Annotated in this window: 13 protein-coding genes; 5 read left to right on the top strand and 8 right to left on the bottom strand. The window is 45.6% G+C overall.

Features of this window, described 5'->3' with window-relative positions:
• Window positions 1–100: 100 nt before the first annotated feature.
• On the bottom strand, window positions 101–1,576 hold the full coding sequence (gene nhaA / locus ACJJI8_RS12175) for a Na+/H+ antiporter NhaA (RefSeq protein WP_282931697.1): 1,476 nt from the start codon (window positions 1,574–1,576) through the stop codon (window positions 101–103).
• Window positions 1,577–1,702: 126 nt separating this feature from the next.
• Between nhaA and ACJJI8_RS12170 the strand changes: the two genes are divergently transcribed.
• Entirely contained in the window at window positions 1,703–2,464 is a 762-nt protein-coding gene (locus ACJJI8_RS12170) for a TlyA family RNA methyltransferase (protein ID WP_444932524.1), read from the top strand.
• Window positions 2,465–2,614: 150 nt separating this feature from the next.
• Here ACJJI8_RS12170 and ACJJI8_RS12165 read toward each other — a convergent pair whose 3' ends face one another.
• Complete coding sequence (locus tag ACJJI8_RS12165) at window positions 2,615–3,517, bottom strand: LysR family transcriptional regulator (RefSeq protein WP_444932523.1); 903 nt, start codon at window positions 3,515–3,517, stop codon at window positions 2,615–2,617.
• A 136-nt stretch (window positions 3,518–3,653) separates the two neighbouring features.
• Between ACJJI8_RS12165 and ACJJI8_RS12160 the strand changes: the two genes are divergently transcribed.
• Window positions 3,654–4,343, top strand: a complete 690-nt coding sequence (locus ACJJI8_RS12160; RefSeq protein WP_444932522.1) for a pirin family protein — start codon at window positions 3,654–3,656, stop codon at window positions 4,341–4,343.
• A gap of 373 nt (window positions 4,344–4,716) precedes the next feature.
• Here the strand turns inward: ACJJI8_RS12160 and ACJJI8_RS12155 are convergent, their stop codons facing one another.
• Window positions 4,717–6,408, bottom strand: a complete 1,692-nt coding sequence (locus ACJJI8_RS12155; protein ID WP_444932521.1) for a DUF885 domain-containing protein — start codon at window positions 6,406–6,408, stop codon at window positions 4,717–4,719.
• A 636-nt stretch (window positions 6,409–7,044) separates the two neighbouring features.
• Here ACJJI8_RS12155 and ACJJI8_RS12150 point away from each other — a divergent pair.
• Window positions 7,045–7,548, top strand: a complete 504-nt coding sequence (locus tag ACJJI8_RS12150) for a thermonuclease family protein (protein WP_444906071.1) — start codon at window positions 7,045–7,047, stop codon at window positions 7,546–7,548.
• Window positions 7,549–7,904: 356 nt separating this feature from the next.
• On the top strand, window positions 7,905–8,408 hold the full coding sequence (locus ACJJI8_RS12145) for a thermonuclease family protein (RefSeq protein ID WP_444906071.1): 504 nt from the start codon (window positions 7,905–7,907) through the stop codon (window positions 8,406–8,408).
• A gap of 113 nt (window positions 8,409–8,521) precedes the next feature.
• Here ACJJI8_RS12145 and ACJJI8_RS12140 read toward each other — a convergent pair whose 3' ends face one another.
• From ACJJI8_RS12140 to ACJJI8_RS12120, 5 genes are all read right to left on the bottom strand, one after another.
• Window positions 8,522–9,709: an alpha/beta hydrolase-fold protein gene (locus tag ACJJI8_RS12140; protein ID WP_444932520.1), complete on the bottom strand. Its 1,188-nt coding sequence runs from the start codon at window positions 9,707–9,709 to the stop codon at window positions 8,522–8,524.
• Between the two features lie 204 nt (window positions 9,710–9,913).
• Window positions 9,914–10,654: an NUDIX domain-containing protein gene (locus ACJJI8_RS12135; protein ID WP_444932519.1), complete on the bottom strand. Its 741-nt coding sequence runs from the start codon at window positions 10,652–10,654 to the stop codon at window positions 9,914–9,916.
• A 120-nt stretch (window positions 10,655–10,774) separates the two neighbouring features.
• Entirely contained in the window at window positions 10,775–11,170 is a 396-nt protein-coding gene (locus ACJJI8_RS12130) for a GNAT family N-acetyltransferase (RefSeq protein WP_444915824.1), read from the bottom strand.
• Between the two features lie 82 nt (window positions 11,171–11,252).
• Window positions 11,253–11,726, bottom strand: a complete 474-nt coding sequence (locus ACJJI8_RS12125) for an OsmC family protein (protein ID WP_444932518.1) — start codon at window positions 11,724–11,726, stop codon at window positions 11,253–11,255.
• Window positions 11,727–11,880: 154 nt separating this feature from the next.
• Window positions 11,881–12,225, bottom strand: coding sequence for a 4a-hydroxytetrahydrobiopterin dehydratase (locus tag ACJJI8_RS12120; protein ID WP_108732232.1), 345 nt, complete (start codon window positions 12,223–12,225; stop codon window positions 11,881–11,883).
• A 208-nt stretch (window positions 12,226–12,433) separates the two neighbouring features.
• Between ACJJI8_RS12120 and ACJJI8_RS12115 the strand changes: the two genes are divergently transcribed.
• Window positions 12,434–14,257, top strand: a complete 1,824-nt coding sequence (locus ACJJI8_RS12115) for a DUF885 domain-containing protein (protein ID WP_444932517.1) — start codon at window positions 12,434–12,436, stop codon at window positions 14,255–14,257.
• Window positions 14,258–14,298: the final 41 nt, after the last annotated feature.

Raw genomic sequence — 14,298 nt, 5'->3', positions numbered from 1 at the left:
TCTTATTTCTCTCACGTACATTAACAATGGGAACTGGAAACTAATGGAATCAGGCCCCTCCAGGACCGAGACGCAGTGACATCAGGAACGCTAAAACAACTTAACCCTGGCGACTGGGCTGCTGTTCTACGTCTTTCCCTTCCCCAAGGCTATCGCTGCCACCTTCATCCAGGGGCTCCCCCTCCCCATGAACTTCAAACTCATCGGCCACCGGAGCTTTGCGCAATACCAGGAACCCCGCCACTCCAGCAATTACTGATGCCAGTAGGATACCCGCTTTAGCTTGGATCAACAGCTCATATTCAGAGCTAAAGGCCAGCTCGGCAATGAAGATCGACATAGTGAAGCCAATCCCGCCAAGGAGTGCAACACCGACAATATGTTGGAAATTGGCGGACTTAGGCAACTTGCCCCAGCCAAGCTTCCAGCCAATCCAGGTGGCGCCAACGATACCCACCAGCTTGCCCACAACCAAGCCGGAAATAACCCCAAGGGTGACAGGGTTTATCACTGCCGAAGAACTGGTAAAACTACTAAAGGGAATACCGGCGTTAGCCAATGCAAAAATAGGGATTATTACGAAACCCACCGGTGTGTGCAGGCGGGTTTCCATGCGCTGTAGCGGCGATTGCGCCAGGTTGACGCCATTTCCCAGCGCCATCACTCGGGCGCGCAACGCATCGTTAGCAATAATCTTATCGCCTGGACGGAAACAGCGGTCAAAGCTGCGAATAATATCCTTTACAAAGGTACTAAAGGCCACCGGGTCATATTTGGGTTTGGCCGGCAGTGCCATTGCCGTAATCACCCCCGCAATAGTCGCATGTACCCCCGCCAGGTAGAACTCATACCAGAGCAGCACACCGACAAATACATAGGCCGGAGAACTGCGAACCCCTGCCGCTTTTAGCAGCCACATAATCACTACCAGGCAACCCGCCGCAATCAGCGCAGTGATATTCACCTGTTCGGTATACCAGATTGCAATCACTAAAATTGCGCCCAAATCATCCACAATGGCTAGCGCAACCAGGAAAGTAACCACCGCACGAGGCACCCGATTCCCCAAAAGAGCAATACAGCCGACAGCAAATGCTATATCCGTGGCCATGGGAATGCCCCAGCCGCGCTCTGCACCACTATCCGCATTAAAAGAAGCGTAAATAAGTGCCGGCACCACCATTCCGCCAATTGCCGCCATCACCGGAAGTACAGCTTGGCGAAGGTCGGACAGCTCTCCCACCATAAATTCGCGCTTTAATTCCAATCCCACCAGAAAGAAAAAGATCGCCATCAAGCCATCGTTAATCCAGTGGTGTAAGGAGAGAGAGAATTCCCAGTTTCCAGCGCTGAGGCTGATGGGCATATGCAACAGGTGCTTGTATGCCTCCTGCAAAGGGGAGTTGGCAATAACCAACGCCGCCAGAGCAGATAGCATCAACAAAATACCACTGCTACTTTGGCGATGGATAAATTCTTCAAAGGGAGTAACCAAGCGCCCAAAGGCGCCCTCAAGTGGCGCCTCAAAGACCTTTCCCTTGCGAATTTTGAACTTATCCAGAACGCTTTTTGCCATCAGCTAACATCCTCCTTACTAAAGATTAGTCCCACAATTTGCGGAGCCGCACTTCTACCTGCTGGAGCCAGAGGTTAGCATGGGCCCTGTATTCTCAATTATGTAAACAGGATTGCACCGCGAAACATGACCCGATTGGATCAACTGCTTGTACAGAGAGAGCTGGCAAACTCCCGCACCCATGCAAAGAAACTGATTGATGCCGGAAGGGTCATGGTATCCGATGGCGGTACCCTCCAGCCCGCGCGCAAGGCCGGGCAGAGCATTCCGGAAGATTGCGCCCTTGAAGTCACCCCTCTACCGGAAGACCAGTATGTTTCCCGAGCGGGCCTGAAATTGGCCGCCATCCTCGACCAGACAGGACTAAACCCCTCTGGGTGGCACGCACTGGATGTTGGCTGCTCTACTGGCGGTTTTAGCGACTGCCTACTTCAACGGGGAGCAGCATCAGTTGTCGGTGTTGATGTTGGGCGAGATCAGTTGGCGCAGAAGTTACTGGACGACCCCCGTATGCACCTATTTGAAGGGGTAAATGCACGCCATCTGGAAGCCTCCCAAATCGCCCCCCACGGAGACGCAGGCTTTGATGCCATCGTTATGGATGTCTCTTTTATTTCCCAAGCACTCATTCTGCCGCAGTTACCCGCCTTGCTTAAACCTTCGGGACAACTCCTAAGTCTGGTTAAACCGCAATTTGAAGTGGGCCCGGAGGGGATCGGCAAGGGTGGTCTGGTGCGTGATGCAAAATACTACCCGGAGGTGCGCGAGCGCATCACTGCCTTATGCGAAGATTTGGGACTTGAGGTGAAAGAGTATATTGACAGTCCAATAAAGGGCGGCGATGGCAACCGGGAGTTTTTACTTTGGGCCACTCGGTATCCACGCTAACCTGAATTTCTTCAGGTGAATTAAACCTTACAGAAAAAACCTTTGCTAAAGTTTCGATAGCCCTAACGAATAAGGGCTATCTACCGAGTTAATATTTAAATACATATTTAGTTAGCTTGATATGCATCTTGAAAAGGTTTTTTAACGCGTTCAGCCCAGTCGATTCATACACACCTGGTGAACAAAGGCCAAAAAAGAGCTCACCTTTGGCAATTTTTGTCGATGTTGTGGGTAGAGCGCATACAGATCCACCGGTGACATCTCCCACTCAGGAAATACTGACACCAATAAATCCGCAGCTACTTCTTGTTGGCACATATAGTCGGGGAGAATTGCGATTCCACAACCATCAACCAGCATCTGCTTTAGCATCAAGAAGTCATCGACTCTCACTCTCGGCTCGATCATTATCTCTCGAACATCAGTGCCATTCGTTAAGTTCAACCTGCCACCATACTGTGCACTGCTCATAATTAGAAACTCGCAATCGGCCAAAGATTCTAACTCGGCATTCAGATTCTGCCGCTCTATGTAATTTGGGCTAGTGTATAAACGGCGCCGAATTTTCCCTAACTTCTTGGCTATCAACCGAGAATCAACCAACTCTCCCACGCGGATAACCAGATCGTAGCCCTCCTCGATCAAATCCACTCTTTTGTTAGATAGAGTTAACTCCAATTCAATATCAGGATGGGCCTGTAGAAACTCACCCAGCACATCTTTCAATATCGCATGGCCTACACCAACAGAGACGCCCACCCGCAGCTTACCGCACGCCTTGCTCACTAAACTGCCGACTTTGCTTTCTGCTAGATCGACTTCATGCTGTATTCGACGGCAATGTTGCAAGTAGGTACTGCCGGCTTCGGTCAAGCTTTGTGTGCGGGTGGTTCGCTCTAGCAAAGTGACTCCCAGAGCATGTTCCAGCTTGGCAATTTTCCGGCTGAGATTTGCCTTAGGCAAATTAAGCCTTTCCGCAGCTGAGGTAAAACTACCTGCATCCACTACTGCCATAAAAAGCAGCATGTCGTTCAAATCAACGTTACGGCCCATTCTATGAAACCTGCAAAGCTTTATTGTTGTTAAAAATGGGATAATGATTACGAAAAATAACTATATATCAAACAAAAAGGGATATCTAGAATGACTCCATCGACTACAGCAACAGACAAACCACCCGGAGAAAAAAATGGAAATTTTAGCCCGAGACACACTGGAGTTAGGCGGATTCGCAGGTATTACTGAACATCGACTGGTGACTGATAGCCGCGTATTTGGTGCTCGCAAAAAAGCAGAGGCTTTTGAAGGACTGGGCAACATGGTGTATTTGGCTGATGCACGCTATTTACCCCAGGGCTCATCGGGTATGCATCCGCACAGTGAAATCGATGTTATCTCTATCATTGTCGAGGGTCGGGTCAGCCATGAGGGATCTTTAGAACACGGCAAGGATTTAGCCGCAGGTGAAGTTCAGGTACAACGTGCAGGGGGAGAGGGTTTCTCTCACGATGAAATTAATCCAGACAAACAACAAAACAGAATGCTGCAAGTCTGGGCGCTGCCAGAGAAAGCTGGCCAGCCTGCGGGGTATAAAACCTACAAACCAGCATTAAATGGCGCCACTCGTATTTATGGAGGTATTGACGAGAAAGGCAGTACTTTTGATAGCAGCACTTTAATGGACATTGCACACTTAAAAACAGATGAACAATTATCTTTAAATGAAACTCACTTAATCTATGTAATTAGTGGAAGTGCAAAAGTAACCTCAGGGCACATCACAGAGCAGGTGAAGGAGGGCGACTTAATCCGAGGGGACAACTTAACTCTCACCAGTACAGCAGCGCTGCACTTGCTTCTTGTGAGCCATAACAATTAAATCCTCAGTTACAGAAATATCAATCTGAACTATATGACTGGCCAAGCAACAACTCTACCATTAGTTAGAATGTGAGCTTTATCCGCTTTGATGAAGGCGCCTAAATCAAAACCAAATAAAGTTCTATTTTACGGATGCTGACTGCCAAATACTTCCCGGAGGTGCGCAAGCGCATTAGGGCTTTATGCGAAGATTTGGAATTTGAAGCAAATGAGTATATTAGCAGACCAAAAAAAGACAGAGATGGAAACTGAGAATTTTATCTATGGTAACACCTGCCAATGCTGTATTAATATGAGATATTTAAGAGATATAAAATAGTAAGCGAGGGACCTCAACAAAGCCCCCTCACCATAAATAAAACTAATAGAACCTATTGTGAACCACTAAACTGATCGGATAGCAAGCTGAGTGGTATAACGCCATTTTTCAAAATTTTTCCATGAAATTCTTTGATATCAAAATTGACCCTCTCCTGCTCTTTCTGACGCAACTGAAGAATATGTGTAAAACCAATATGATATGAGCTTGCCTGGCCGGGATGAAAAACAAAGCGATTAAGATCTTTAAAAACCTCCCACTCTACCAGCCCTGTAGCTTGAGAAAAATATTCTTCGGCCTCAGTTAGATCCCATCCTTTTGCATTTATACCCGTATCTACCACTAAGCGGGCTGCCCTGCGGGCCTCTGCTTGTAATCTTCCTAAGTTTCCATACGGATTGTTGTCATGCCAACCCTGCTCAAAGGCTAAACGCTCTGCGTACAACCCCCAACCTTCAGAGAAACCTGAAATATTGGTAATACTCCTAAATAGGGGCAGGTCTAGATTACCCGTAAATGAAAATTGCGCATGGTGGCCAGGTATTCCCTCATGGTAAACAAATCCGGGCAATTCCAATAAGGTGGTATCTACAGAAGTATCTACAAAGATCACTGCACTTTCTCCTCCGCTAGCCTGACGGTACCCATAGCCAAGCGATTCTATGAACTCCAATTCAGGGTACTGAAAATCAGGAAACAGACCAGCACTTTTCCCTGCTGCCTCATCTAACAACGTCTTAAATACACTCAGAACATCTTCCCTGGCAATTTGCGGTGAATCCCGGCGAGCCATCTCATATAGCGTCGGCAAATCATTTGAGACATCATAACCAAGTGATTCAAACTCAGAATATATTTCAGTGTGAATATCTTTCAGAGCAGCAATCCCAATTTGATGTGCTTCATGGGCATCTTGTGGAAGACCGACAAACCTACTTAACAGCCTATTGTAAAATTCATTTCCTCCCGGGTACTGTGAAAACCCAGGGTTTTCGGGTGCGTTTGGTAGCAACTTCAAGAGCTTGCTAGATACTTTTGCACGGGCTGGTGCTATCTGATTTGCTAAGATATCTTTACACTGGAGCAACCACTCTTCTTTTTGCAAGTCAGAAACGGCCATTTCATTTACGGCTGATTCAAATAACAGATAGATGTTGTCTTGCTCAGGAACTTCATTCCAAAATTCAAGTGTATCACTCACCCATATCACTGTTTCTTTATCATCAATTATTCCCAATCGTGCCCTAACAGACAGCCAACTATTTATTGAAGAATAATATGAAGGCAAGCGTTTCATCTGTTCTAAATAGTTTTCAACACCACTAACATCATCAAGATTAAAGCTCTGGAAGACATACCAAGCACTAATCGCAGTAAATGCATTAACTCTAAATTGAGGTTGCCCCTCAACCGACAAGTAATTCTTTAAAAACCATAAATAATAGTCATAATCAACCTTCTGCACCTCACTCAACTTCCGTCTATCGAATGACTTTAACTTAGCCAGCACTTTGACATATAACGCAAGCGTTTTAGCTTTATACTGTAGAGATATTGGTGTAATACCAGGTGATAGAAGCCCTATTTCTTCATGCACTTGATGAATCAATGCCAACTCAGGATCTCGCCTAAGCAGCTCAGCATTAGAAACCTCTATAAAATAATCAAATTCCTGATCATAAGCCTTAGCCGGCAAACCAATAAAAACACAGAGAATAACCCAGGCATATTTTAAATTCTTCATAGAGCTTCCTTGAATACGCTTCGTTATGCAACCAAAATAATAATGCCTAGTAGAAAAAAGAAAGTGAAATAATATTTACTTAATCCACATGATATTCATACTTTAGAATTAATGTTTTCTCTATAACCACCAAATCTCCCTCAATCTCATTCAAATATATTTTAAGCTCGAGGTATATTCAGCCAAAAAAGCCACATTATTTGCCAACCGATATCACCCCCTTCGCTATGCACTTCTTAGCAAAAACAAAAAATCAAAAAACGCCTTATCAGACATTTAAGGAGCCTGTGAATAACTACGCAATACCTCTGCGGGTCTTGAAGGCTGCAGATGTTAGGCGCAGCTCGCCGCGAATGGCCGTAGCCCTTTGCAAGAGCTGCAACGCAGCAGATGCGGCCTTCAAGGCCCGCCCTTCGGGGCTTGCAGAGCGATTCACACTCCGCGTTGCGACTTCTTGAAAGGTCTAGACATTCCTGCGAAGCCGCGCCTTGATTGTGAACCGCTCTGCATGCCAGAGGCATCACTGAGTTATTCAGAGGCTCCTTAAGAGCTTTATATTTCCATCACCATTCCTACTTAGCCCCGTAACAACCCACACCTATGCTGCGCCATGTAACTCTATCGAGGATAAACATAATGAAAAAATTACTTATCATGGCGGTCCTATCCACTTCTAGTCAGGCAGCTCCGCTAACAAACTATCAAGTTATTGATGGCGATACAGTTCACGGTTACGTCGACAATGAGTATGTAAAAATACGCTTGAATTGCATTGATGCCCCTGAGACCAACCCCAGTACCCAAACGTACGGCCCCGAAGCCACTCAAACCCTAAGCGACCTATTGTCATTTGGTTCAGTTGATTTTGAATCTACAGGGAAAGACATCTATGGTCGGGAAACTGGGTATCTGCATGTGAATGGGTACAATATCAATCAAGAAATGGTAATACGGGGAGCTGCCTGGAATTATGAATACTATTGCGGCAGCGAGTTTGAACTCGAGCAGGAATTTGCTTACTACTACGGCCTTGGGTTATGGTCGAACACTGATGCTATAGACCCCTACTGTTTTCGCAAGAACTTGGACTACGATTACTGCTACTACAATCCAGAGAACAACTTAATTTTAGATAACTAGGGAGCCTCTGAATAACACCGCAATGACTCTGCGGGTCTTGAAGGCTGCAGATGTTAGGCGCAGCTCGCCGCGAATGGCCGTAGCCCTTTGCAAGAGCTGCAACGCAGCAGATGCGGCCTTCAAGGCCCGCCCTTCGGGGCTTGCAGAGCGATTCACACTCCGCGTTGCGACTTCTTGAAAGGTCTAGACATTCCTGCGAAGCCGCGCCTTGATTGTGAACCGCTCTGCATGCCAGAGGCATCACTGAGTTATTCAGAGGCTCCTTAAGAGCTTTATATTTCCATCACCATTCCTACTTAGCCCCGTAACAACCCACACCTATGCTGCGCCATGTAACTCTATCGAGGATAAACATAATGAAAAAATTACTTATCATGGCGGTCCTATCCACTTCTAGTCAGGCAGCTCCGCTAACAAACTATCAAGTTATTGATGGCGATACAGTTCACGGTTACGTCGACAATGAGTATGTAAAAATACGCTTGAATTGCATTGATGCCCCTGAGACCAACCCCAGCACCCAAACGTACGGCCCCGAAGCCACTCAAACCCTAAGCGACCTATTGTCATTTGGTTCAGTTGATTTTGAATCTACAGGGAAAGACATCTATGGTCGGGAAACTGGGTATCTGCATGTGAATGGGTACAATATCAATCAAGAAATGGTAATACGGGGAGCTGCCTGGAATTATGAATACTATTGCGGCAGCGAGTTTGAACTCGAGCAGGAATTTGCTTACTACTACGGTCTTGGGTTGTGGTCGAACACTGATGCTATAGACCCCTACTGTTTTCGCAAGAACTTGGACTACGATTACTGCTACTACAATCCAGAGAACAACTTAATTTTAGATAACTAGATCAAACGCAATAGAAATCAGAAAAATACAGCATAAAATAACTTGGCGATCTGACTTTAGGGCAACGGCAGCACTTCAGATCACCAAGTTAAGCATAACTACTGAAAATAAATCTAATCGACCTCAAGTTGAGCCATTCTATTTCTTGCTGTTTCATTATCAGGATTAATTAACAATGATTTTCTAAAGCAATCTATAGCAAGCTCTTTCTTCCCCTTTACCATGTAAGCTTCAGCCAAGCTGTCCCAGGTCTTATATGAACCCGGATAAGACTGTGTATTCAATTCGAAAAACTCTATTGCCTTATCAACATCTATGCCAAACTGATCATTATAGAGACGATCATAGCCAAAGAAACTAATAACATCTTCCCTCAACATGAACGTTCCTCCGAGCTTTCTTGAAAACTGTTCGAAGTGATTTTTAACATTCACTGCGGGGCGAAATCTAGCTTGATCATCGATCATATAACCTTCAAAAATTGATCGAAGCCCTCTATAAAAGCTAATAACGGGCATGGTATGATGATTTTCCTCTGGCCCATATATTACTGAATCAACGTACAGCCCTTTCTTGGGCTTCTCATTTAGCAGCTTAATAAATTCTGCAACATAGTTTTCTTCAGGATATACGCCTTCTACTCTCTCTGAAGTAGCGACAAACAATCTGCGCTTTTCAGTTGATTTACCTTGTAGGAACTCAGAATATCGCTTTAACATAATCTGCTCATCCCACCACATACTTGGATCAATAGCGATATACGCATTAAAAGCTTCAGGCGCCGAATATAAGCTATGGATAACAGGTAGACCTGTAAATGAGTAACCTGCAAGAATTTGATACCCGGATGTCGGATATTCTGCGTTTATCTCTGGGGTAAGCTCCTCTCTTAAGAACTCAAGGAATTGATCAGCGCCCCCTGTATTGGAAAGCGCCTGATTTTTACGCCCGCCATATTCAATTAGCGATCTAGTAGGTGAGCTATCTCTAACACGTTCTTGGCTTACAATACCTACGACAATCATTTCAGGAATTACTGGGGTGGCATCAGAGCTCAGCTGCCGAACCATACCTGTGAAGACATGAAAGAAGCTATTAAAATCTGCATCAAGCAAATAGAGAACCGGGTAATCTTTATATCCACCGTCTTTAAAGGATGCGGGAAGAGAAACCCAATACTCCCTTCTCTCTTCGAGAGTTTGCGAGACAATAACCTTGCGCTCACCAATAGTTAACTCATTGGATTGAGCAGTCAAACTCCAAAATGCAGCAATTAAAATTGCTATAAATTTGCCTTTCATAGGAACACTCCATCTTTCCACCAGCTAACCATTTAACCCACTAATAATTTAATAATCAGAAGAGAAAGAAAAGCATACGCCGCGTTCTGGACTCAATGAGAATGAAGAATTCACGATGTGTTTAGAATGCAGCTTAGTCTTTCCCTCTGCCCAAAAAGTAAGTAGTTAAACTGCGATATATACTCAACTAATCACTTGGATCTTTTAGGCATTAGTCCAAAATATTTCCTGCTTTGCGAAGGGATCCTTGTAAGAATCCTGGCTGACCTGGGTTAAACCAAGCCTTTGCATGGACATTTCAGCGATATGTCTATTAAATGCTGAGATATGCCCTCCATTTAAGTAGTGGTCAATATCTACCCAGGAAGCATGCTTAATTTCTTCTGTATCTGTTATTACAATATCCCGATTTAAGGCACTCAATTCACATACGAAGTAGATATCCGTATAGCCTAAATTCGTAGGAAATCGGGTAGCAAATCCGAGTACTGAGGAAAACTCGCAGGACACACCGGTCTCCTCATAAACCTCACGAATCACCGCATCGGCTATCTTTTCACCCAGATCAACGGTTCCTCCAGGCAGCTTCGGGCTCGATGCTGCACTGTGGCCCTGGACACAGAGCAGTTGCCCATCAAGAAGTACGAATCCCCCAACTCCCACCGTATGGGTTGGGTAGAAGGGAACATATGCATCTTCCTGAAGCTTAAGAACCAGCCTTGTAGCAGAATCCCGACAGCTATGAAATGTAAAACCATGCTTTAGGCATATCGGGATAAACCGGGTAAGTGCATCTCGGAGATCTATCCATATCAACTTTCGGCTGTTAACTCTGGATACTTCTATAATGGCTACCAGTTCAACCAAGAACTGATTTTCCGTACCAGAAAAATTCTCAAGATCCAAAGTAACGCAATTAAAGGAATCAACTGTATGATGAAACACAAGCAACCTATTCAACACCTAAATGATTTCAATACCATAAACGATATAGCCAACACTGAATCAATCATTCGTTCATTGATGTAAAGCCAACTTCGAATCCACAATAATAGCTCTGTACTATTATTTGATAAGATACATCCCTTCAGTGTCTGGACGGCTCAATTCAAATCCAAATTTTCTATAAAGCTCGGGAACATCTGCCATCAACGTAATATATGCTGAAGGAAGGGCTTCTCGATCCAGGTAAGCCATAATGTGCTCCATGATCTGACGCCCCAGGCCAATACCTTGGAATTTGGGATCGACAGCAACATCCACTATCTCAAAATTAAGTGCGCCATCCCCCACTACCCGCCCCATAGCGACAGTTTCAGATTGTCTTTTTATATGGATACCGTACAAGCTATTTGGAAGGCCTTTTTCCGCTGCTTCACGGCTTCTGGGGGTTAAGCCTGTTATCTCTCGCAGTTTGAGGAAATCCTCGGTAGAAGCTACTTTCTCAATAATTGTGTACATATATTACCGAAAAAAATAAACAAATTAATAGTGCCGCCAAGCCTATCTAGTACCCAGCGACAACCAAACCGCTATAGGCTCCTTAAATTGGAACTTCCCGGATCTCTGTCACCACTTCAGCTTTCACAGAGTTCGCAATAAAACACTGTTTGTGGGAAAGGTGATGTATTTTTTCTAACTGCTCGCGACTGGGTTGTTTTTCACCGGAGAAGCGCACTGAAGGACGCAGGGTAACTTTAGTCATAGCAATTCGACCATCCTTATCGGCCCCCATAATTCCTATAGCTTCATCGCAATATTCATCAACCACAAACCCTCGCTTGGCTGCAATCGATAGAAAAAACAACATATGGCAGCTGGACAGAGCCGCTACAAAAGCTTCTTCTGGATCAACGTTTTCAACTACTGAATAGGGAATGGGTACAACATGGGGGGAAGAGGAGGCTGGGATAGATGCCCCACCATCAAATTGCCAGGTGTGGGCTCGACTGTATTGATTATCGGTGAAAATCTGCTCGTCGCGTTTCCAGGTCACCGTTGAAGTATACTCTGACAAGACTTATCTCCCTTTAGACGACACCCCTAGTCTTGGGGAAAAGGGGCTAAATTGGGATGCTCACCAGCCCTAAGATTACCAAGAACCGGTGAGTGCTATTTCAAATGGTCCATCGCCTCCCGAAGCCGGATATAGGCGCCACAAGAAATACTAGTTAAGCGGCATCCACCTGCTCATCGGTGCGAGCAGCCATGATAAAGTCATTTTTGTGCAGGCCCTTAGCCTCGTGACTCCACCAGGTAACCGTAACCTTACCCCATTCAGTCAGCAGTGCGGGGTGATGCCCCACCTCTTCAGCAATCGCGCCGACACGGTTGGTAAACGCCAGAGCCTGCTTGAAGTTACGAAACTTAAACACGCGTTCCAGCTGCATAATTCCGTCACGGGTCATCGGCGTCCAGTCAGGGATCTGCCGCAGCAGTCCTGGCAGTTCGTCATCACTCACCAGCGGCGCATCGGCACGACAGGCTTCACATTGTTGTTGAGCTAGTTCGGTCATGAATCGGTCCTCAAAACCTTGTTTATTATCGGCTCAATTGGGCCGGCCTCACTCTACCCGCCCCCCCTTAACGAAACAAGTACAGGGCTCAAAAACGCATTTTATCCGGTTTTACCATCACAAAATGGAACCGCATGCTAAAAATATTGGACGATCTATGGCCACCGCAGCCTTGGGTCGACATCGGCAGATTAACGTGAGGATTGTCATGAAAGCACACCTCAGTCTATTACTACTTCTAGTATCTCTAGGAGCCTGTGAGCGCCAGCAAGTGGATAGAGAGCGCCTTCCTCCACCTGAGAAGGTTATCCTGGAGGAAATGCGCTCCGAGACAAACCTGGCATTCGAGCAGCTCTGTCAGCAATTTATACACGGCCTATGGAATTTATTCCCATCCTGGGCGCTCAGTGAAGGCTACTATGAAGTAGCCAAAGAGCTTCAGGTGCCCGATAAGAGTTATCGTGAATTTGTATTGGATTTTGCTCAAATCTATGAACGCAAATTTGCAGCCTTGGATAAAAGCCAGCTCAATATCAATTCACGCAGTAATCTCGCTCTTATAGAAAATTTTCTGCAGCGACTACAATGGCAATATACCCGCTTTAAGTCATACCAATGGGACCCATCCATCTATAATGTTTCCCATTCTTTTGCCCTGATCCTAAACACCGACTATGCGCCACTTCTAAAGCGCCTACATACCGTTAGCACTCGTATGCTGCAAGTGCCCGAGTACTATCAGGCCGCTAAGGCAGCTATCTATCGTCCGGCAGCGCCACAGCTTGAATTAGCAATTCAACAGAGTACAGGCTCACTGGAAGTCTTTGGTGAAGAGCTGGAAAAAACGGTTAAAGAAAGTCAGATGCCTGCGGACGCAAAGGAGATTTTCCTACGGCGAATGCACGATTCTCGCTTGGCAATACAAGGCTATATTGACTTCCTGCAAAACCTGCAAAAGAAATTGACTAAATCCGGAAATTTCCGTGATTTTCGTATCGGTGAAAAACTCTACGAAGAAAAATTCCATTTTGATATCAATATTGGAATGAGCGCTGCTGAACTATACCAGCGCGCCATCATAGAGAAGCAGCTAACCCACGATAAAATGACTAAGCTTGCCGATCAACTCTGGCCAAAATACTTTCCTTCTGATTCCCCACCCAACGAGCCACTGGTAAAAATTGAAAAGCTGCTGAACAAGCTTTCCCAATATCATGCCACCAAAGACACTTTCAAGAAAAAAGTAGAGCAACAGATCCCGGAGCTGGCAGAGTTTGTGACCGAAAAAAACCTGTTAAGCCTGGACAAGGAAAAGCCACTGGTAGTTCGAACAACTCCAGCCTATATGCAAGGCTTTGCTGTAGCTTCCATTAATGCGCCTGGCCCCTACCATAAAAATGCAAATACCTATTACAACGTGATGCCCATAGAGACCTACTCCGATCAACGGGCGGAGAGCTTACTGCGAGAATACAACGACTATATCCTGCAGATACTCAATATCCATGAAGCGATTCCCGGGCACTACACCCAACTGGTTTACGCCAACCAGTCCCCCAGTATCCTGAAAACTATTCTCGGCAATACTGCCATGATCGAAGGCTGGGCCGTCTATGCGGAACGCATGATGCTGGATGCGGGTTACGGTAATTTTTCCCCCGAGCTGTGGCTGATGTACTACAAGTGGAACTTGCGCACTATCACTAATACCATTTTGGATTATGAGGTACAGGTAAAGGGTATCAGCCAAGCAGAGGCGATGAAGTTAATGGTCAGGGATGCCTTTCAACAACAGGCTGAAGCAGAGGGCAAATGGCGCAGGGCGACCTTAAGCCAAGTGCAGCTCACCAGCTATTTTGCTGGCTTTACAGATATTTTGGCCCTGCGTGAGGAAATCAAAAAGAAAATGGGCAACAACTTTAGTCTCAAGGGGTTCCACGAGATGTTCCTGAGCTATGGCAGTGCACCTATACCAATTATTCGCGAACTGATGCTGGCGGACTTAGCTGAGCAAGGCAATAAATTCCAATAAAAAAGGCCCCTGTTGGGGCCTTTTCTTTAAATGGCGGAAGC

The sequence above is a fragment of the Microbulbifer maximicatervae (SeqCode) genome (assembly GCF_052467695.1).
The sequence above is the reverse complement of the archived record's forward strand: the minus strand, read 5'-3'. Positions and strand labels throughout refer to the sequence as shown.